At 42.9% G+C, this 19,804-nt stretch carries 20 protein-coding genes; 3 read left to right on the top strand and 17 right to left on the bottom strand.

Annotation, left to right across the window (positions count from 1 at the left end):
• Window positions 1-54: 54 nt before the first annotated feature.
• From DBR32_RS02040 to folP, 5 genes are all read right to left on the bottom strand, one after another.
• The gene (locus tag DBR32_RS02040; RefSeq protein WP_233559649.1) at window positions 55-1,899 is read right to left on the bottom strand and encodes a M28 family peptidase; all 1,845 of its coding nucleotides are present in this window, start codon (window positions 1,897-1,899) and stop codon (window positions 55-57) included.
• A 115-nt stretch (window positions 1,900-2,014) separates the two neighbouring features.
• Complete coding sequence (plsY, locus tag DBR32_RS02035) at window positions 2,015-2,656, bottom strand: glycerol-3-phosphate 1-O-acyltransferase PlsY (protein WP_124634616.1); 642 nt, start codon at window positions 2,654-2,656, stop codon at window positions 2,015-2,017.
• Window positions 2,657-2,718: 62 nt separating this feature from the next.
• A complete protein-coding gene (locus DBR32_RS02030) occupies window positions 2,719-3,768 on the bottom strand; it encodes a glycosyltransferase family 2 protein (protein WP_158605882.1) in 1,050 nt (349 codons plus the stop codon).
• A 309-nt stretch (window positions 3,769-4,077) separates the two neighbouring features.
• Entirely contained in the window at window positions 4,078-4,443 is a 366-nt protein-coding gene (locus DBR32_RS02025; RefSeq protein WP_124634614.1) for a hypothetical protein, read from the bottom strand.
• A 56-nt stretch (window positions 4,444-4,499) separates the two neighbouring features.
• Window positions 4,500-5,336 (bottom strand): dihydropteroate synthase, encoded by an 837-nt coding sequence (gene folP / locus DBR32_RS02020; RefSeq protein WP_124634613.1) that lies wholly within the window; start codon window positions 5,334-5,336, stop codon window positions 4,500-4,502.
• A 145-nt stretch (window positions 5,337-5,481) separates the two neighbouring features.
• Between folP and DBR32_RS02015 the strand changes: the two genes are divergently transcribed.
• The gene (locus DBR32_RS02015) at window positions 5,482-5,949 is read left to right on the top strand and encodes a hypothetical protein (RefSeq protein ID WP_124634612.1); all 468 of its coding nucleotides are present in this window, start codon (window positions 5,482-5,484) and stop codon (window positions 5,947-5,949) included.
• Between the two features lie 71 nt (window positions 5,950-6,020).
• Here DBR32_RS02015 and DBR32_RS02010 read toward each other — a convergent pair whose 3' ends face one another.
• Entirely contained in the window at window positions 6,021-7,406 is a 1,386-nt protein-coding gene (locus DBR32_RS02010; RefSeq protein WP_158605881.1) for an AMP-binding protein, read from the bottom strand.
• Window positions 7,403-8,242 carry an SDR family NAD(P)-dependent oxidoreductase gene (locus DBR32_RS02005; RefSeq protein ID WP_124634610.1) on the bottom strand — a complete coding sequence of 280 codons (840 nt, stop codon included), beginning with the start codon at window positions 8,240-8,242 and terminating at the stop codon, window positions 7,403-7,405. The genes DBR32_RS02010 and DBR32_RS02005 overlap by 4 nt, the downstream gene beginning before the upstream one ends.
• Before the next feature lie 154 nt (window positions 8,243-8,396).
• Between DBR32_RS02005 and DBR32_RS02000 the strand changes: the two genes are divergently transcribed.
• A complete protein-coding gene (locus tag DBR32_RS02000; protein WP_124634609.1) occupies window positions 8,397-8,978 on the top strand; it encodes a hypothetical protein in 582 nt (193 codons plus the stop codon).
• A gap of 86 nt (window positions 8,979-9,064) precedes the next feature.
• Here DBR32_RS02000 and DBR32_RS01995 read toward each other — a convergent pair whose 3' ends face one another.
• From DBR32_RS01995 to DBR32_RS01955, 9 genes are all read right to left on the bottom strand, one after another.
• Window positions 9,065-9,484 (bottom strand): hypothetical protein, encoded by a 420-nt coding sequence (locus DBR32_RS01995; protein ID WP_124634608.1) that lies wholly within the window; start codon window positions 9,482-9,484, stop codon window positions 9,065-9,067.
• 168 nt (window positions 9,485-9,652) lie between these two features.
• The gene (locus DBR32_RS01990; protein ID WP_124634607.1) at window positions 9,653-13,543 is read right to left on the bottom strand and encodes a GEVED domain-containing protein; all 3,891 of its coding nucleotides are present in this window, start codon (window positions 13,541-13,543) and stop codon (window positions 9,653-9,655) included.
• 278 nt (window positions 13,544-13,821) lie between these two features.
• The gene (rplS, locus tag DBR32_RS01985) at window positions 13,822-14,193 is read right to left on the bottom strand and encodes a 50S ribosomal protein L19 (protein WP_124634606.1); all 372 of its coding nucleotides are present in this window, start codon (window positions 14,191-14,193) and stop codon (window positions 13,822-13,824) included.
• 76 nt (window positions 14,194-14,269) lie between these two features.
• A complete protein-coding gene (gene rplT, locus DBR32_RS01980) occupies window positions 14,270-14,614 on the bottom strand; it encodes a 50S ribosomal protein L20 (protein WP_124634605.1) in 345 nt (114 codons plus the stop codon).
• A 74-nt stretch (window positions 14,615-14,688) separates the two neighbouring features.
• Window positions 14,689-14,886, bottom strand: coding sequence for a 50S ribosomal protein L35 (gene rpmI, locus DBR32_RS01975; RefSeq protein ID WP_124634604.1), 198 nt, complete (start codon window positions 14,884-14,886; stop codon window positions 14,689-14,691).
• 102 nt (window positions 14,887-14,988) lie between these two features.
• Window positions 14,989-15,330, bottom strand: coding sequence for an MmcQ/YjbR family DNA-binding protein (locus DBR32_RS01970; RefSeq protein WP_124634603.1), 342 nt, complete (start codon window positions 15,328-15,330; stop codon window positions 14,989-14,991).
• A gap of 4 nt (window positions 15,331-15,334) precedes the next feature.
• A complete protein-coding gene (locus DBR32_RS01965; RefSeq protein WP_124634602.1) occupies window positions 15,335-15,685 on the bottom strand; it encodes a translation initiation factor in 351 nt (116 codons plus the stop codon).
• A gap of 27 nt (window positions 15,686-15,712) precedes the next feature.
• Entirely contained in the window at window positions 15,713-16,648 is a 936-nt protein-coding gene (locus tag DBR32_RS01960; RefSeq protein ID WP_124634601.1) for a hypothetical protein, read from the bottom strand.
• Between the two features lie 5 nt (window positions 16,649-16,653).
• The gene (locus DBR32_RS01955) at window positions 16,654-17,889 is read right to left on the bottom strand and encodes an FtsX-like permease family protein (RefSeq protein ID WP_124634600.1); all 1,236 of its coding nucleotides are present in this window, start codon (window positions 17,887-17,889) and stop codon (window positions 16,654-16,656) included.
• Window positions 17,890-18,050: 161 nt separating this feature from the next.
• On the opposite strand from DBR32_RS01955, the gene DBR32_RS01950 reads away from it, so the two are divergent.
• Window positions 18,051-19,091: a hypothetical protein gene (locus tag DBR32_RS01950; RefSeq protein ID WP_124634599.1), complete on the top strand. Its 1,041-nt coding sequence runs from the start codon at window positions 18,051-18,053 to the stop codon at window positions 19,089-19,091.
• Window positions 19,092-19,167: 76 nt separating this feature from the next.
• Here the strand turns inward: DBR32_RS01950 and DBR32_RS01945 are convergent, their stop codons facing one another.
• Window positions 19,168-19,641, bottom strand: a complete 474-nt coding sequence (locus tag DBR32_RS01945) for a Dps family protein (RefSeq protein WP_124634598.1) — start codon at window positions 19,639-19,641, stop codon at window positions 19,168-19,170.
• Window positions 19,642-19,804: the final 163 nt, after the last annotated feature.

Here is a 19,804-nt window from a genome sequence, read left to right as displayed (position 1 = left end):
AAAGAACCCCATTGTGGAGTTCTTTCTTTGTATGATTGTATATCGTTTGTGCCTTTAAAAAGCAACATTGATCATTTCTGTTTTGCCATCGGGCTTCTTTACCTTGAAATATGCCCGCTCTCCTGTTTTAAACTTTCTCAGGGTCAGTAAATAGCTTTTCGCATTAAACACAGGAAAACTACCAATCTGTAAGACGACGTCTCCTTCTTTAAAGCCCAATGTGGCTCCTTTTCCCTGGCCTTCGAGGCTATAAATATAGGCACCTCCTTCTCTGGAATCCAATTCATTAACGCCAAGTCCTAAAAAGTCGATGACGATGGCCGTGCCACCGGCATAAGTAGAATCAAAAGAAGTTTTTTTATTGACTAAGGCCGGGTTATTGGTTTTGGGTTTGCCCGGATTAACCGGAGCCCCGTTGCTCACTACAGCCGGTGTGGGTTTTGAAGCCGGTTTTTGTGCCGGTTTTGTGGTTACCTTAGGTGGCGGTGCTGCGGCAACAATTTTCTCTACCACCAGATCCTTATCGCTTATAGCGATGTCGTTATTATTGTATTTAGGGAGTCCGGATTTATTAACCGAAGCGATAACGCCGGCAATATAACGGGTTACCGTAGCCAAGCCCGCAAAATTGATTCCTGTAATCTTGTCGGTCTCAGCATTGAAATATTGATTATATCCCGTAGAGAAAGACAGGGTAGGGATACCCTCTTTTAAAAAGCTGGTATAAGAAGACGCGTGCGGGTACTCTTGTCCCAACCGGGGCTGATAATCCTTAGAGGCATCCTTAATGGCATTTTTGAACATCAACGCAGAGGCTACTCCATTTAGGTAGATACGTTGATCGCTATCCAATTTGCCCACTGCCGTAATATCTATGGCATAAGCAATCTTTGACTTAATATCCGGAATATTTAAAAAGGATTGTGCACCCAGATTCCCCATTTGGCTACCCGAAAAGGCAACGAAGGCGTAATTGTATTGTTTGTACTCCGGTGTTCTTAATAAAGGCACTAACTGAAATAATGTGGCTATGCCGCTGGCATTGTCATTGGCACCATTCAGGATTTCTCCCTTATCTGATTGATAAAGCTGATCGTAATCGGCCATAATCACAATCGTTGAGGCGGCACCATTGTTAATTGTGCCGGCAAGATTGTACCCATCTTTATAATCATTTCTGAACTTGGTATTACTGTATACCGGAACCAGGTAATTCACATCTTTAAAATGATCGTTATAGGCTTTTTTAGAAATGATCCACACGGGAATAGTAATATCTCTATGAATGGGAATATTGCTATTTTTTATATTTTTCAGATCCAGCCCATTCGCAGAATTATCATACAGGTATAAGGCCGTGGCCCCACGTTCCTGAGCATTCAAGATCACTTTGTCGAGTTTATCCAGCCAATCCTCTGCAGGGCGGTTCGCTTGCTGTGGGGTAAATAAGGGTACCAACCATGCGGAGTATGCCGCAGGTACATTAGGGATCAGGTAAGCATTATTCTCCTCATTCGCACAGAATGACAAAGGAATGACATCCGTATTGACGATCAGGTTTTTATTGCTAACCAGAAACTTAGCTTCTACTGTTGCGCTTCTGCCGGTTGCATATTTGTAACTGGATTTGTAGCCTACGGTTCCATAACGTACCAGGCCAGACTCACTCATTCGCTTCTCAATATGTGCCGTTACATTATTATAACCATTGGTTCCTATCGCCCTGCCCGTATATTTATCATTCGAAAGTTCCTGTATATCGGTCTTGATGCCTTGTATGAGGGCATCGTTATTAGGTGCTGAAGGTTTCGTATTGAGTATGTTTTTCAGTAGCTGACTATGCCCGCTGCTTGCAGTTGCCAGAAGTAAGGTCAAGGCCACTATTCTTCTATATACCATCAAATAAGTTTCATTTTTATAAGAATAAGCACAAATTTACTTCTGTACTCAGGATTTTTCAAGAATATAACGTTAAAAAAAACGCTGTTGTTATGTTACAGCAGCGTTTTTGTCGTTAAATATTGTTCCGGTCTTTCCTCTTCTTTAGTTTTACCTTACTCTCATTGCCCGTCAACAAACGTTGAATGTTTTTGTGATGGGTGAGTACCACCAGCAAGGCCGTGGCAATGGCAAAAAGCATATAGGAGGGCTCCTGACCCTTGAAAATAAACAGTAATAATACAGGGAAGGCAATACTGGCGGTTATAGAACTCAGTGATACATACTTAGTAAGGGTGAGCATGATTAAAAATACACCTACCAGGCATAAGGCCACTACCCATTGTATACCCAGGATCATACCAAATAAAGTCGCAATCCCTTTACCACCTTTAAAACCGGCAAATAAGGGAAAAATATGCCCGATCACAGCTAATAAGCCTAAGGCAACTTGTAGATTGGTAAATGCACTACTCGTATCATTATGGGGATAAAGAGAAAGGTAGGCCAGTTTTACAGCCACAAAGCCCTTTAGCATATCAATGATCATTACGGCAATGCCCGCATTTTTTCCTAAGATTCTGAACGTATTAGTTGCCCCGGCGTTTCCACTACCGTGCTCTCTGATATCAATCCCAAAAAACTTTTGACTTACCCAAACGGCTGTAGGGATAGAACCCAACATGTATGCAAAAGCCAATAAAAAAACTATATTCATGATTTTTTACTAAAAAAAGAGCCTCAAAGATAATAATAAATCTGAGAGTACATAATAATTTGTTAACTTAATGTTGTCGTAGGAAAGTTAATCTTATCAAAAGTATCCTTCTTCTGAAGGAAGTATTGTTGTACAATACTATGAGGGTAAATGCCGGTTGTATTGGGCCTGATCGCCAGTTTACGGGTGACCTTCCGCTTTTTTAACCATTTACGCAAACTACCGTAATAATGGAAATGTGCTTTGGCCACAGCGAAGATATTTTTAACATCTCCTTTTAATAAAAAAGGCAGACAAGCAACACCATCCAGCACTAAACGCAAGGGAATCAGCCACAAAAGCTTTGCAGTACGTTCGTTTTTCGTAAGAATCACCAGGTTATTTCGGAAATTAAAATAGGTTTTTTGTGGGCTGCCATAAGATATAATACTCCCACCTACATGAAATACGGTGGAGGAACCAATCGCTCCGATTTTATAACCCGCATTTTTTAAGCGCCAGCAAAGATCAATTTCTTCCATGTGTGCGAAGAGGTCGGCATCCAAACCACCTACCTCATGGTAGCGTTCTGCATGGACCATCAGGCATCCGCCACTCGCCCAAAAGACTTCAATATCATCATCATATTGGTGATGGTCTTTTTCTAAAGTATTGAATATCCGGCCGCGACAGAACATATAACCCCATTTATCCATGAAGCCACCGGCTGCTCCGGCATATTCAAAGGACGCTCTTTCTTTCCAAAAACGGATTTTAGGTTGGCAGGCTGCTAAGGAAGGATATTGCTCCATAGCCGCAAGAAGAGGAGGGAACCAGTTGTCTGTTACTTCAAAGTCAGAACTCAACAAGACATAGTATTTTGCGGTGATCTGTTCCAAAGCCCTGGCATAGCCCCAGGCAAAGCCATGATTCTCCTGTAAAGAAATCAGCTTCACCGAAGGAAATTCGCGCTGAATATATTCAGTCGTATTATCCGGTGAAGCATGATCTACAACAACAACATCGTAACCCGATGCTGCTTGCTCAATAATTTTAGGTAAGAATAGCTTGTGCCATGCTATGCTTTTGTAGCTGAGTATAACTACTGCAGTGCCTGATTCACAAACAATCACAATGGTCTATTTATATTTAGGTTCGTACAGGGAACTTTCGTTAACCGGTACGATATCTTTTTTGTCTACAAATTTGTGCTGATACAGATTGTAACAACCTGACCATGCAAAAATGAAAAAGCCGAAAAAGCCTAAAAGAAAGAAAAACCTGGAGGAACTTGGCTTATACAATTTAATGTCTAACTCGTTATCTAATAGCTCTTCTTTATTTGTGTTATGGTTCTGATCCATTATGTTAATATTTCGAAATAATTCCTCGCAAAATTAATAGAAATAGATTCAATCTACAACAGTTTTGTAAAATAATTTTTACAGTGTTTCTGCAAAGGCTTTCAAAGCAGTAACCACGCCGCTTTTATCATTGGCTTTTTCTTTTTGTACCGCATTGTTGAAGGCATTGATACGGCTCTGCATTTTTGTTTCTTGAGTTGTACCGCCACCGTTGCTCATGCTTTCTTTCAAATCCGCAATGGCGGTACGCATTTGGCTTTTTAAAGTGGTCAGTACGGTTGTGCTGTTGGCTCCGTTAGCTTGCTCATATGCGTTGATATTTGCAGTGAACTGAGGTTTAGTGACTGTAGCTACAGTTGCAGCATTATTATTCTGCTGGGCCTCTACCTGAGTGAAGCCGGCGAATGTAATAGAAAATGCGACAAGAGCGATTTTAATATTCATAATTGTTAATTTTAAGAATTCAAATATAAAATATTTTTTTTAATGTATTTTGTTTTTTACTGTTGATTTGACAACATTTTGTGCAATGAAATAGTTTCTACGGCCTCTTGTACATCATGTACCCTCAATATTTGCGCCCCTTTGAGCAATCCTATGCTGTGCAGGGCAGTCGTACCATTAAGTGCATTTGCGGCATTGCTGTTTAATACTTTGTACACCATCGATTTACGCGAGATACCCATAAGTACCGGCCTGTTTAGTATAGCGAAGGCATCCATATGTTGTAAGAGCGTATAGTTATGCGCCAGTGTTTTACCAAAGCCAAAACCTACATCCAATATTACATCTTTTACACCAAATGATGCTAAAAGCTGTAGTTTTTCGATGAAAAAATCCATTACATCCAGCACGACATCATCATAGGCCGGTGCTTCCTGCATATCGGCCGGCGTTCCTTTAATATGCGTCAATATATAAGACACCTTTAAATCCGCAATGGTTTGCAACATTTCCGGATCCATGGTACCACCGCTAATATCATTGACTATAGCCGCACCTGCCGCCACTGCCTCCCGGGCCACTGCTGCCCGAAAAGTATCTATTGAGATAAGGGCTTTTGGAAAGTGCACCTTAATGGCTTTGATCAAAGGGATCACACGGTTCAGCTCTTCTTCAAGGCTTACTTCCGGCGCTTTGGGCCGGGTACTGACCCCACCCACATCCAGGATGGTGGCACCAGCTGCCAGCATTTGTGCCGCCTGCTCCAGTAAGCCCGCTGTCGTATTGTTCTTACCCTTAGTATAAAAAGAGTCAGGAGTGGCATTTAAAATGCCCATAACGATAGGTTGTTCAAGGTGCAACAGGCTGCCTTTGCAGTTGATCGTGTGTATCATGGCACAAAGGTATATAAATCCCTTTTAGAGTAAGTAAAGCATCGTTCAGCGGTTATTGAAAAATATTTTTAACAGATCATTAAACCCGGATGTATTTTTACGTTCTTAGTAAGGAAAATAGCAATAATATAAACCCCGTAATGTTATGAATAAGAAATACACCCTTGGCTTTGTCCTTTTAATCGGACTGGTGCTCGGATTAGCCTCCTGTACCAAATACTCTTTTATGTCTTACCGGAAAAAAATTGTCGGAACCTGGCGTTTTGATAAAGTAACCCATAAGGCCGGCCTTTTTAAACAGTCTGTAGATATTACGCGCAATTACGAAAACTGGACTTATGAATTTAAGGAAAACAATACCGTATTAGCCCGTAATGCCAATACCGGCGAGCAATTGCAAGGTGCCTGGTGGATCGATCAGTATACCGATTATTATTATGAAGAAGACGGCACGACCTCTTCCAGTACCGATTATGTATTGCGTTTCGATTTGAGCAGCAGCACCCAAAGAACCAATTATGTATGGAATATTGGCAGTATAACGGCAAAATACCTCCGAGCCAGCGAATATATTGGCAATGAACGATGGAATTACAAAATGTCCAGAATATAAGATAGGAATATATCAAAAAAGGGGTGCATAATAGCACCCCTTTTTTGATGCCGTTTAGAAGCGCTGCGTACTCAGGCTATAATATCGAAATGAATCGTATACTCAGGTAATACCCTGGTGATATATTGATCAAAAAGCTTAGCGTCAAAGTTTGGATGTACTTCTAATGCGGCATGTAACGTACTCCTTAGCTGTGCATCTTTTCTAACCGATACCGATACTGTTTTCACCTGCTCAAAGGCGCGGATATGGTCGGCAATCGTTGCCGGGTATAGATTCTTGCCCCCGACTATGCGCATCTGATCTCTGCGACCCTCATAAAATAAATACCCTTCCTTATTGATACGGATCAGGTCGCCGGTATCAATAAATCCACCATTGGGATTGTCGGTTGACCAGGCATTTTTAAGCCAGAGGCTTTCTGCATGCTCTTGTGGTAGTGCTGCAAGCTTGTACCTCGTCCCCCTGATGAGTTTTCCCAAAGTAGCCGGGTATTGGCGTAGATCTTCCGGAGTTGCAATGGCGCAAATGCCGTTTTGAGAGGTGCCGTAGAGACTGTAGAGACGCACTTTGGTCTCCTGTAAAATCTGTTGTGTCCATAAAGGCTCGAGCAGGTCTCCACCACTAATAATTGCCCGGGTGTGGCAAAGTACCTGATCTTTGTGTGTGTAAAGCAGTGGAATCATGGAGGGAACCACAATCCAACAGGAAATAGGAGTTTTTGTAGCTACCGCCAGGATATTATGACTGTTGTAGTCCGGGTGGCAATATACTTTTTTCTCTAAAAATAAGGAGAGCAAGACCGCAGCCAGGCCATAACCATGGTGGAAAGGCAGGGCAATATAAGTAGTATCATACTCCGACAACCGGAGTTTGGTATAGAGTTCCCGAAAAGGCCGGTAATAAGTGAATGCCTTTACTTTTCTTTTATACCGTTTGGGCATGCCCTGTGATCCGCTACTTAATACACTTAGATAGCTGCCGCATTTTCTCGGGCTAAGGCTTGGGCAATGGGCAGATAATTGATGCAATAATACCTGTATATCTAATGCAGGAAGGAGATCTGGTACGGTGCCCGCTCCGCTATGGATGAGGTAATCATAATCTTGTATTTGGCCCTGTAGGCTTGTTTTTGTTGCAGCAGGATGAATGAGCGTAATGTCGCAACCCAAGGCCGACAAGGCAAAGAGTATGCTCAAAAATGCAATGCCGTTAGGGCAGGCTAAAAGAATTTTCTGCTTCGGTTTTACCCCATACCTATGTTCTAAAATATAGGCTATTTGAAGTGCCTGCCGATAAAGTGCTGCATAAGAGATACGATTTACTCCTTCCTGAATAAAGGCATCTTTCGGAGCGGCATCCTGTACACTGGCCAACAGGCTAATGAGGTTATAACCATGCCGGGCGATGACCGTTGCCAGTTTTTTTGCCTTTTTTATTTTTTGTAGCAGCCTCATGAGGAATGCCGGGATATATGATGAAAAGAATAGGCATTCCATAATTTGCTAGCCAGGAAGCCGGCTGTTTGCGGAAAGATAGCCCACCAGGGTTTAGACACCGATTTATCTTGGTATATCAGCTTTGCAATCCGGATGGCGGCCTGTTGTACTTCCATAGCGGGAGCATGGGTGTATTTTGGATTGGGGGCGATCATCCTGGTTTTGACCAAAGGAAAATAAATGCTTTTTGCGGTTATGCCCAATTGTTTCCATTCTGCCCAATTACACCGGAACCACTGATCGAATGCCGTTTTTGAGGCTTGATAAGCGGCCCAGTTAGGCGCCGGAAGTAATAATACGTTTAGCGCCGAAACATTAATGATCATTCCTTTGCTCCGGGTAAGCAGGGGAGTGAGCCCTAAGAGTATTTTGACCGGTGCGAGATAATTCAGGCTATTGGTACGGGTAATGTCCTGATAACGTGCTAAAGATTGTACTAAGGGCCGCATAATAGATTTTCCGGCATTGGAAATAAAGATGTCAATTGCTCCTATGGTGGCTAATCGTGCCAAAACAGCCTCCGCATCGTCTATTTGATAAAGATCGGCTACAATAATTGTGGCCCTGGAGCCATTGGCTTCAATACTTTTGGCCAGTATGGACATAGCCTCTTCTGTACGGGCGATTAAGACCAAGTGGGTATCATATCGGGAGAGGAGCAGGCAAAGCGCATGCCCAATGCCAAAACTGGCTCCGCTCACAACAATCGTTTTCCCGTTTACGGCTTTTGCCAGTTTCGTTTCATTTACCTGTTGTGGTGGAAATAGGAGCCGTTCCGCTAAAGGACGTTGCATAAGCTTGTGTTCTGTTTTGCAATGATAAGGAATACCGCAGGATTCGGCCCGTTCACCGATAAAAAAGCTATACAGGGAAAAGGAGATTAAACGAATACTTTACTTGCAGTCAAAATACCAAATATTTATTTAAGAACAATTAAAAAATGAGATTATGAAAAAGATAATGATTGCTTTGATGATTGGTATGGGTATGATGCAGGCAACAACAGGTGTGGCACAGGTAAATGTACAGGTGAATATCGGAAGCCAGCCGGGATGGGGTCCAACCGGGTATGATTATGCGTCTTATTATTACTTGCCCGAAATAAACTGCTATTATGATGTAGCCCGTGGCCAGTTTATTATATTAAACAATAACCAGTGGGTGTATAGTGCGGGGGTGCCTTCAAGATATAGAAGCTTTGATCTGTATCGTACTTATAAAGTTGTGGTGAACAGACCCAAACCGTATCAGTACAATAGTAATGACTTAAGAGCATATGGTGGGTATAAAAACAACCATTCACAGGCAGTGATCAGGAATAGTGGGGAGTATAAATACTATCAGAGTGCAGGGCATCCAAACCACAACCAGTGGAAAGGTAATAATGGGAATGTTGGCGGAAATACACAAAGAGTACAGCCCCGCAACAACAATAATAATACGGTAAGGAATACCAACGCCAGAGCTCAAACCACAGAGCAATCGGTGAGAACAAATAACAGATCTTCCGCTAACAGGGGACAGCGATAAATTTTTGGTGTGTTTGTAAAAAGAGCCAATCGATTCTTCGGTTGGCTCTTGCTTTATTAATAATCAGTATTGTTTAGTGCTTCTCCTTAGCTTAAAGGTGCTCCTACGGCAACAGCACAATTATGTCCCGGTTCTCCATGTGCCGGATTCAATTTCTGTCCGCTTGTAGCTGCCGGTGCTGTCGACGGTGTCGCATTTCCGGGGTTTACCGTAATCGGTTGTGCAGTTTTACCGGCAGAACCGTCCAGAGGCGCGCCTACGGCAACAGCACAGTCATGTCCGGGTTGTCCATGTGCCGGATTAAGCTTGGTGGTACCGGTAGCGGGAGGCGCCGGAGCTGCATTAGTGTTCGTTGTGGCGTTTTGGTCCGTGCTTATTGGTGTGGTTACTGCATTGCTTACGCTTTGTGTGGTGTCTTTAGGCACCGCCACTTCGTCTTTCGTTTCTGTATTTTTACAGGCGATAAATAAAGTGCTGCAGGCCATTAAAAGGAAGAATTGTTTCATGGAATTTGAATTGATGGTAAACACCAAATTTAACAAATGTATGCTGGGAATATTTGTTATAATTAAGTGAAACAGTCTATAAGGTAAGATATTACAGGATCGTTCCTGTAGGCGCATAAAGAAAGGGCTGTCTTCGACAGCCCTTTCTGATAAAAGAATGAATGTACTTTATAGTTTATTCACTTTTTGTTGCCATGCCTGGCCATTTTTATTATTGAATTTGATAATATACATACCCTGTGCATAAGCTTGCAGGCTTATTTCCAGTGTATTTGTATTGCTTACATCGCCTTCTTGTAATATCCGGCCTAAAGCATCATATACTTTATACATATCTCCTTTGATCAATCCTTCTACACGAACAGTTGCATGCGTTGGATTTGGATACAATTTGTAACCGATGCGGTTTGGCGTATTGCCAATACTGGTTGGGATAATATACATCATAATACCATTGCTATATACGACAGCAGCGCTGGCACAAGCATTGAAGTTTTCTGCAGAAGCAGAGATCTCATCACCATGATAGAAGTCTGTACCCGCAATACCTGTCCAGGTTGTATTGGTTGCACCCGGAATGGTAATTCCGTTTTTCTGCCAACTGATCTGAGGGCTGGTACCGCCATCGGTAAGCTGTGCTGTAAACACGGTCGGCAAACCGGTATTTACGGTGTTAGCAGGGTTTACCGTAATCGCAATACTTGGGGTACTACTGCTGGTTACATTCAAATTCAGGGTAACAACACTATCACAACCATTTCCGGCTGGAGTAGTATAAGTAGCTGCATTTGCACCACCGGCAGTAATGCTTTGGGCGTGCCAGGTATAAGGCAGGTCTTCAGAACAGATCTCGATGGTTTCTGTAGTATGTGGAGTGTTCAAAACGGTCACATTAAGTGTTGCAGAAGCATTACAGCTGGCTGCGTTTGTCGGGGTGAATGTGTATGCGCCACTCGTTGTATTGCTGATCGTAGCCGGGCTCCATGTGCCGGCAATACCGTTGTTGGAAGTCAGCTGCAATGCAGGTGCCGGGCTTCCGTTACAAATAGGTGCGATGGCAGTAAATGTAGGGGTGATTAGGCTGGCTACATCAATATGATGTGTGATAGATACACCACATTGTCCCGGAGTAGGAGTAAAGACATAGTTGCCGCTTGTGGTATTGTTTACAGTTGCCGGGCTCCATGTACCGGTAATATTATTACCTGAAGTTGTCGGCAGGATAGGGGCGGTTGCACCACTACACAGTGTTTGCGGTATGGTAAACGTCGGCGTAATAATCGTATTCGGGATTTCCACATCTACAGGTCCTACCCAGTCAGAGTAAGAACCGCTGCCACAGTTGGTGCGAACATATAATTGGTAGTTAACATTGGTCCCCATATTCGGGAAGGTGTAGGTATTGGTTCCTGTTGTGCCGCTTACCGGTACAATAGTACCATTGTTGGCATAGTAGCCGCTTGGACCATAGCTGACCTGGTAGTTGGTATTGGTACCATTTCCGGCCCAGGTAAGTGTACCGCCCGCACAGGTTACATTAGAGGCTACCGGCATACCCGGTAAAGCACAAGGTTGTTTTGTATTCGGTACGATACTTACGGCCAGTAAATTCATTACCGCACCAGTATGGCTGAAGGAGATACTGTCTATCTGCTTGTTCCGGTTTGCAATGCTGATCGTAATTGCTGAATCATGCAGGTAAGGACCACCGGTACCCAGTGCATTGCTGGCGATCGTGATACGGCCTACAGCAGTAGCTACATTATTACCGGAAACAAACCAGTCCGGGAAGGATTGGGTAGCTACCTGTGTGGTATTATCATTAAAGTAAATCGTAGCCGTATGTGTAGAAGCTCCGCTACCGCTCACACCCATGATATACACTTTATTAGCTCTTTTTGGAGCCAGGAAGCGGATGGTGCCGCTTGTTGTACCTGACATTCTTAAAGCGTTATTTTGAGCATACGAGTCCATGCGGTATTTCCTGAACGTACTTTGGAACACGCGGGTCATCGGGATAGATTGGGTAGGAGCGGTGCTGCTGGATGTAGCCCGGAAATCATTTGCTACCAGTGCATATCCGGCTCCATCCACATCATTATTGGTAGAAGCACTTGCATTGCCCAGACCATTCGCTACCACATCGGCGTTAAAGCCGGTCAGTGGCACAGGCGTTAAGGTATCGGTCAGGGTTGTAAAGTTGATAGAAGCCCAGCTGCTGGTATCACCTACACTACAGAAGGTGCGTGCATAAAATGTATAAGGAGTACCCTGATATAAATTGGTAAAGCTTACGCTGGTATTTGTCGTCGTGCCATTTTGGGCCAGGCCATTAGCTCCGGAACCGGGCGCGGTACCATCTGTTCTAAGTTCATAAATGTAGTTTGTTGGTACATTTCCTACAGGAGGTGCTGCATAGTTTACGGTAGCAGTGGTAAAATTAACCCCATTTGTACTTAGGTTAATCGGATTTACACAAACACCACTTACAGACGCGACATTGAAGGTATAGTCTTCGGCTTCTCCGTACTGGATATTACCACAGGCGTTCATCGTATTGATATAATATGCATTTCTGACACGCATACGGGTTGCTCCAACTGTTGCCGTCCAGGGTACCATAAAGGAACCGGTTACGGTTGTAGCAGAAACAGCAGAGTATATACCAGAATAAACTTTTTCTGTTACTTCGTCAAACGCACCGTCTTTATTCCAATCTATATATATCGCGCGGTTACTAAATGCGCTGCTGGTCGTCAGCGAGAAGTTTATCGTACCACCCAGTGGTGCAGATGTAGACATCGTGGCACTGTAATCGGTGTAAGAAGCACTTCCGGTAGCGTTATTGGTAACATTGGTTGTACCTCCGGTAGTCGAAAAACTGGTAATATAGTATGAGCCGGGAGTCGTAGAGGTTGGTATACAATAACAGCTGGAGGGCGCTGTTAAGGCTACATTGATCACATTGGAAGTAGAGGTCAGGTTACTACCGGTACAGGTAACAATACAGCGGTAAAAGGTAGCAGCAGATTGTGTGGCTGCATAAGTAGCCGTTGTGCCTCCGGTAATATTGTTGAACGGACCGCCTGCCGCTGTGGAAGACTGCCATTGGTACGTAATGCCGGGAGCCGACGTAACGCCGGTGAGCACGAGGTTAAAGCTAATCGTAGGGCAAACAGTAGGCACAGAAGACGACGCGACGCCGGTAGCCGGCGTTCCATCACAAAGTGTGGTGAAATTGCGCACCAGGGTCCATACGCTACTGTCAGATGCGCTGCACAATGATTTAACATACGCATCGTAAGCAGTTGCGGATGCTAAACCGGTAGCACTCACGGAAACTGCCGCTGTAGTACCAGTAGCCGTGGCGGCTACTGCGGGTGCTGTGTTAGGGTCAGCTCCTGCAGCAACAACTTTCCAGCGATAGTTGGCGGGTGTTGAGGTAGAAGCGGTCCAGCTGATGGCCGCCGTAGTGGCTGCGGGAGTCGCCTGCACATTAGAAGGTGAAAGACAGGTGGCACTGTTGGTTACCACCATGGTATAATCTGCGTATCTGCCATAACCATAGGTGCCGCAGGGTATCGCTCCGTCATTGGCACCGCCGCCATTGGCAGACCTTGTCCAGATCCGCATCCGGTAGTTTCCGGAAACGACACTTGGCGGTACTACAATATTGCCCGTATAGGCATAGTTCTGATTACCACTATAGGTTGGGAAGAACAGGGTTTCGCCCGCATCTTCAAAATCATTATCGTTGTTAAAATCTACCGCAATACCGGTCGATACCCATCCTGTGGTTGAAATACTCACAGCGGTAGGTGTACCTGCCGTCATCGGTACGTTTTGGGTCAGAAAATTACCATAAGCGTTGGAGAAAGATGGGCTCTGTGTATAAGTTCCGATGGTGACCTGAGTCATCCCCCAACCCGAATAGCCGCTTGGATAAGACATCGTACAGTACTGGGCCTTGCTAATGCCAGGTAAGAGTAAGAGCAGTAAGAGTAATGGATTGGATAGCCGTTTCCATCCATTGAAAAATGTGTACCGTTTTGGATTCATTTCAACATGATTTTAAGGTAAAAATTATATATTTATTTTATTGTTGTGAATTTACTCTTTATCCGTTTTATTTGCAAGTGTTTGGACAAAATAAATCTACCTTATTAAAGACTAGTCTTCGGGCACTTCCGTTGGTTTGATGGAAAAATTAAATGGCTGCTTACTAGTCAGGGAGTTGCGGGCAGGTGATATATTGGATATGCTCCAAAAAATATAGGGCATAAAAAAGCGAGCTCATTGCTGAACTCGCTTTTTTATGCCCTATAAGAAGGGATATATTATTTTTTGACAGTTGCCACAGCCATACGTTTTTCTTTGATACGTGCTGCTTTACCGAAACGCTCACGTTGATAATACAATTTGGCACGACGAACGCGACCTTTTTTGTTTACAACGATAGATTCAATGTTTGGAGATAATACAGGGAACAAACGCTCAACACCAACACCGTCAGAAATTTTACGAACAGTAAATGTTGCGGTTGCACCAGTACCTTGACGCTTGATTACGTCACCTTTGAACGATTGAATACGCTCTTTTGTACCTTCAATGATTTTATAATTAACTGTAATATTGTCACCAGCTTTAAAAGCAGGTAATTCTCTTTTTGTAGTTAATTGTTCGTGGATAAATGCAATTGCTGCTTCCATTTTTTAATTATTTTATTGATTAACATCAAAGTGCATGTACATACTATTTTACAACAGCAGCCATACTTAGAATTATTTATTTAACTTCAGCGATCAAGCTTTTGAAGCTCTCTGGTTGGTTCATCGCTAAATCAGCCAATACTTTTCTGTTCAAAGTAATTCCTTTTTCATTCAATTTATGCATGAAAACAGAATAGCTCAGACCTTCTTCACGAACGGCTGCATTGATACGTGCAATCCACAGACCACGGTAATCGCGCTTTTTCAGTTTACGGCCTACATATTTGTATCCTAAACCTTTCTCTAATACGTTTTTGGCAACGGTATATACGTTTTTACGTTTACCGTAAAATCCTTTCGCTTGCTTAAGGATCCTTTTTCTTCTTGCACGTGATGCAACTGCATTTACTGAACGTGGCATAATTTATAAATTAAATGCTGTTTTTTTAATAAAATTGTTTTCTAACATACCTCTTTTACAGAGGGAAACCTGGCTTAACGTAAGTTCAACATTCTTTTTACCAATGGTAAGTTTGCAGAGTGAATCTCTGTACTACCACGTAAATGACGTTTACGTTTAGTTGTCTTTTTGGTTAAAAGGTGACTTTTATACGCTTTAAAACGACGGATTTTTCCTGTACCAGTTATTTTAAAAGTTTTTTTAGCCCTTGAATGTGTTTTTACTTTTGGCATAATTTCAAATTTCGGACTGCAAAGGTATGATAATATTTTCTACTAACAATATTTTTTTCAAATATTTTTCCGAAACACTGCGTAATGCATTACTGTAATGCATTAGGATTTTTTTTGCTTCGTTTTTTTTGCGGAAATCAGCCCATAAGAGTGCATGATTTCCGCCTTTATTTCTTGTGCATTCAGGCTGCCATCCAGGACTATGGTATTCCAGTGTTTTTTGTTCATGTGATAGCCGGGAAGTATGGCCGAATACTGCTCTCTTAGTAGCAGTGCCCGCTCCGGATCGCATTTTACATTGAAGCGTGGCGGTTGTGCATCCAGGCTCAGCAATAAAAAGATTTTGTCATTCGTTTTAAACACCAAAGTGCCTTCTCCGAAAGGAAAGGACTCTGATACTGCATCCAGGCTTAAACAATAATTTCTTAATGATTCTATATCCATCACTTTAGATTGTTTTTGTTTTGGTGTAGCCCCAGTCCTTTAGCCACTGGGCTATTTTGACTTTATAGTCGCCTTGTATCAGGATCATCCCATCTTTGGCGCTACCGCCGGTACCACATTTGGTTTTTATTTGCTTGGCCAGCGATTGGAAATCTTCCTCGGTTCCCTCGAAACCATCAATCAAAGTCACCACTTTGCCGGCTCTTTGCTTTTTGTCCAACAAGACACGAAGCTTTTGATGTCCGGCCGCTAGGGTCTGCATTTCCTCTTCCGGTTCGGGTTGTATGGCATCCGGATTGGTGGAAAATACCAAACCACCCAAAGCCCCTAAGCCCAGTTTTTTTTGCTTACTCATAATAATAAAATGATCTCGACAAATACTCTATATCCCGGTCAGTGCCTTTATAACAGGCTTTGCAGGGAATGCGTAATTGTTTAATTGATAATATTGATACGGTTCCGTTTCCGGTCCAAAACTAAGATAAAAATCGGCAACATTCTTTAAGTCAGAGCCTTCAAAATCCAGTTTTAACGGTTGGCCCGCATGCTGTTTAATGATTTCATGGATAAAGAAATAGGTTGCCTTCTTCTTTCGTCCTTCCTCATTAGGTGCACCTAAAACATAGTAAAGTGCTTTTGCATCCCTGATGAGCAGCGCGGCGAAAATCAGTTCTCCGTTCGCGTTAGATACCCCATAAGTCTGGGTAGTAAAAAAGTCCGTTTTTGTGGCACACAATTTTTTGAATAGAAGATACTGATCGTCTTTTAGGGTATTGAGCGTGCCATAGGCAGCTTTGTAAAAGGCGATAACAGTATCGACGGGAATCCCTTGGGTGAGGCTTAGTGCAAATGCTTCTGTTTTTCGAATATTCTTACTGCCGTTTTTGTTGAAACGGCTCTGTAATACCTTATATGTTTCTGATAGATCTAACACATAGTTGGTGCGTACTTTTGCAGGCGGCCTGTCAAAGCTGATGTCTGTACAGGAGTAACGGATCAGCTTATATTGTTTTTTCAGTAGCTTATTTATCTGCTGCTTTTCCATTTCAGTGACCGGTTTATCCTGTTGTTGCGCCAGGTTAAACTGCTGTATGAACGGAGGCATTTGTAGCCATTGGCTGCCCAGCCTCTTGTAAGCGGGTAGGGGTATACAAGCTTCATAATCGCCTAAAACCAATCCTTGCCAATCTGGGGCAAAACAATCCAGGTAGGCGTTATAATTATAGACCTTTGCCTTGCCATCCTGTTGTACACAACGATCCCATAAGGAATGATCCAGTTCGGCCGAAGGGAGGATACGAAGCGTTCTGTTTTGCATATAGATTACCTGAATTTTAGGGCATTCACGATATTCACTTTTCTTACGATAAGGCTTGGAATAATCATAATAACCGTACAAAATAATAAAGTGCCAAGGTCAATAAGGGCTACATACCACCATTTTAATTCTATAGGTGCGGCCTTCATGTAATAGGTGTTTTCATTTAACTGTATCACCTGGCCGTAATACTGTAGCAGGCAAAGGCCTACGCCCAATATCGTGCCCCAGAAAATGCCCTTAAAGGCAACCAATGCAGCATGATAACCAAAGGTTTTTTGCACCTCCGAATTGGGCATACCCAATGCCTTCAGGACGCCGATCATATGGGTGCGTTCCAAAATAAAAATCAGTAAGGCCGTAGCCATATTGATGGCGGCTACAATGGCCATAATGATCAGGATAATCCGGGTATTGACATTCTGGAAATCAAGCCAGGAAAAAATAAATGGATAGATATCTTTTATGGTTGACACAGCCAAAGGCGGTTGCAGATAAGACTGGTAAATATCGGTGCCGATGGTCTGCGCCTTGGTATAATCAGTTACATTGATCTGCAGAGCGCTGATGTCGTTTGGTGCCCAGTTGCTGGTTTTGCGCAGCAGCCGTATATCGCAAATGCCAAAGCCTTTGTCAATCTCTTCCATGCCCGTGTGGTAACTACCCGTGATGGTCATTTTTCGTACGGGGGGCGTTTCTTGTTCGGGGCTAAAAAAGACAACGAGTATAGCATCTCCGATTTTAAGCCTTAAGCGGTCAAGGGTAGATTGGGATAAGATTATTTCGCTGGCATAGCCCGAATCGGGAAAGTGGATCGGCTTGCCTTGAAAACCGATGGCAGCATTGCTGGTCAGGGGGTAATTTGCTTCTACGCCTTTTAATTTGATGCCTTCCAGGCCATTATTAGCCTTAATGATGGCCGGTTTAACGATATAAGGATAGACAGATTGCACCCCACTATGGTTGCGGATCTGCCGGATGAGTTGGGTGTCTTTGGCAAAAGGCTCACTACCGATAACAGAGGCCGGGTTAGGGCTGAAGAGTGTAACCTGGGCATGGCCCCAAAACACAAACATTTTGTCTCTTATCGTTGTTTTAAACCCCTGTACAATAGCGACCGACAGGATCATGACCGCTACGCTCAATATGGTGGCAGCAGTCGCCAGGCGAATGATGAAGGTAGAAAAAGTAGATTGCTTATTTCGCGCTATTTTTACGGCAATGAAATAGGGTATGTTCAAGCTGGAGTGATTTGCGACAAAAATAAGCTAAACTGTTGTCATAATTAAGATATTGAATCCCTAAATCCTCAAAGTGTTATGTACACATTAATTTTCTATAAACATTTTTATAATTCGATAGTTTTGGTTTGCTTTGCAGATTATTTTTAAATATTGTATTAATGAAAAAAGTAACGCTTTCGCTCCTGATCTGTCTTGGCCTTGCCCAGTCTGGGTTTTCACAGAAAAAAGATTATCAGATCAATGCTGTGGCATTTTATAATTTAGAGAACCTTTTTGATACGGAAGATGATCCGAAGAAGTTTGATGAAGAATTTACTCCGAATGGCGCTAACCACTATACCGAAGCGATTTATGCGAAAAAGCTGTTGAATATGTCCCGTGTGCTTTCTGAGATTGCAGTGGAAAAAATACCGGATGGTCCTGCGCTGATCGGTGTAGCGGAAATCGAAAATGAACGGGTATTACAAGATCTTTTAAAACAACCTAAACTCAAAGACCGCGGATGGAAAATCGTTCATTTTGAATCTCCTGATGCGCGTGGTGTGGATGTAGGGATGTTCTACAACCCGAAATATTTTAAAGTACTTGATGCAGAAGCTTTATTTGTTGATATCGTGGAAAACGGCAAACAGCAATATACGCGTGATATCCTGCATGTGACCGGCTTGTTGGGTGGTGATACCGTAAGCGTATTTGTGAATCACTGGCCATCCAGAAGTGGTGGAGAAGCTGCTTCGGCCTGGAAAAGAAAGAAAGCTGCTGCGATCTGTAAAGCAATCATCGATAAAAAAGTAGCCGAAAATCCTAATGCGAAAGTGATCCTGATGGGTGACCTTAATGATGACCCGGTTAGTCCGAGTGTGGCAGAGGTATTGGGTGCTGTAGGTGATAAAGACAAGGTAAAACAGGGGGGCATGTTTAATCCATGGATGTCCTTCTTTAAAAAAGGTATTGGTACTTTGGGTTACGGCGATTCCTGGAACCTGTTTGATCAGATTGTTATTTCTTATGGTTTTGTCAATCCACAAAATGCAGGATGGCATTTTTATAAAGCCGAAATATTCAAACCAAGCTATTTGATTAGCAATTTCGGTAGATTTAAAGGTTATCCTCATCGCTCCTTTTCAAATGGCGTTTGGATCGATGGTTATTCCGATCACTTTCCCACTTATATCTATTTAATCAAAGAGAACAAGTAATTTATATATAGCTTAGGCACAAAAAAGCGCGATCCGGGAGGATCGCGCTTTTTTGTGTTGCCACAATGCTTTATACTTATCTGAAATAGTGCCTTAGTTTCCAGGCCATTTTCTCGTGGTCCTGCATTAATTCCGTCAGAAAGTCGGCGGTGCCGGCATCTTTATATTTTTCATCACAATCATCTACACCTTTGCGTAGCCCTTTAATAATGGTCTCATGATCGGCCAGTAATTCTTTAAGCATGTCTAAAGGAGCAGGGCATTTGCCGGGTGTTTCTTTAAGTTCCGATAATTTGGCAAACTCGCTGGTTGTGCCCGCAGCCATGCCGCCAAGTGTACTGATTCGTTCTGCAACGTCATCTATTGCTTGTGCAATAGCCTCATATTGTTCTTCAAAAAGTTTGTGATACTCCATGAAATCCGGACCGCTTACATTCCAGTGGAACTTGCGGAGCTTGATGTAAATAATGTTGCCATTAGCCAACACATTGTTTAATACTCCATTTACTTTTTTTAAGTTTTCGGCGGAAATGCCAATGTCTATTCTCATTGTGTGCTGTTTAAAAGTGAATAATAAAAGCGATAAGAAATCTAGCATGAATTTACGCCGATAATATAGAACGTACTGTTAATGTTTGTATCTGATACTGATGAGGTTATTCGCAAATCTGCATGCAGCATTTGAGGCATTCGGGGCGTATCTGCGTTTTGGT

It is taken from the genome of Taibaiella sp. KBW10, assembly GCF_003852495.1.
Lineage (GTDB): Bacteria > Bacteroidota > Bacteroidia > Chitinophagales > Chitinophagaceae > Edaphocola.
This window is presented reverse-complemented; position numbering and strand designations above follow the sequence as displayed.

Coding starts and splice junctions, on each gene's coding strand:
- DBR32_RS02040 (WP_233559649.1), bottom strand. CDS start 1,899: ATGGTATATAGAAGAATAGTGGCCTTGACCTTACTTCTGGCAACTGCA.
- plsY (WP_124634616.1), bottom strand. CDS start 2,656: ATGAATATAGTTTTTTTATTGGCTTTTGCATACATGTTGGGTTCTATC.
- DBR32_RS02025 (WP_124634614.1), bottom strand. CDS start 4,443: ATGAATATTAAAATCGCTCTTGTCGCATTTTCTATTACATTCGCCGGC.
- folP (WP_124634613.1), bottom strand. CDS start 5,336: ATGATACACACGATCAACTGCAAAGGCAGCCTGTTGCACCTTGAACAA.
- DBR32_RS02015 (WP_124634612.1), top strand. CDS start 5,482: ATGAATAAGAAATACACCCTTGGCTTTGTCCTTTTAATCGGACTGGTG.
- DBR32_RS02010 (WP_158605881.1), bottom strand. CDS start 7,406: ATGAGGCTGCTACAAAAAATAAAAAAGGCAAAAAAACTGGCAACGGTC.
- DBR32_RS02005 (WP_124634610.1), bottom strand. CDS start 8,242: ATGCAACGTCCTTTAGCGGAACGGCTCCTATTTCCACCACAACAGGTA.
- DBR32_RS02000 (WP_124634609.1), top strand. CDS start 8,397: ATGAAAAAGATAATGATTGCTTTGATGATTGGTATGGGTATGATGCAG.
- DBR32_RS01995 (WP_124634608.1), bottom strand. CDS start 9,484: ATGAAACAATTCTTCCTTTTAATGGCCTGCAGCACTTTATTTATCGCC.
- DBR32_RS01990 (WP_124634607.1), bottom strand. CDS start 13,543: ATGAATCCAAAACGGTACACATTTTTCAATGGATGGAAACGGCTATCC.
- rplS (WP_124634606.1), bottom strand. CDS start 14,193: ATGGAAGCAGCAATTGCATTTATCCACGAACAATTAACTACAAAAAGA.
- rplT (WP_124634605.1), bottom strand. CDS start 14,614: ATGCCACGTTCAGTAAATGCAGTTGCATCACGTGCAAGAAGAAAAAGG.
- rpmI (WP_124634604.1), bottom strand. CDS start 14,886: ATGCCAAAAGTAAAAACACATTCAAGGGCTAAAAAAACTTTTAAAATA.
- DBR32_RS01970 (WP_124634603.1), bottom strand. CDS start 15,330: ATGGATATAGAATCATTAAGAAATTATTGTTTAAGCCTGGATGCAGTA.
- DBR32_RS01965 (WP_124634602.1), bottom strand. CDS start 15,685: ATGAGTAAGCAAAAAAAACTGGGCTTAGGGGCTTTGGGTGGTTTGGTA.
- DBR32_RS01960 (WP_124634601.1), bottom strand. CDS start 16,648: ATGCAAAACAGAACGCTTCGTATCCTCCCTTCGGCCGAACTGGATCAT.
- DBR32_RS01950 (WP_124634599.1), top strand. CDS start 18,051: ATGAAAAAAGTAACGCTTTCGCTCCTGATCTGTCTTGGCCTTGCCCAG.
- DBR32_RS01945 (WP_124634598.1), bottom strand. CDS start 19,641: ATGAGAATAGACATTGGCATTTCCGCCGAAAACTTAAAAAAAGTAAAT.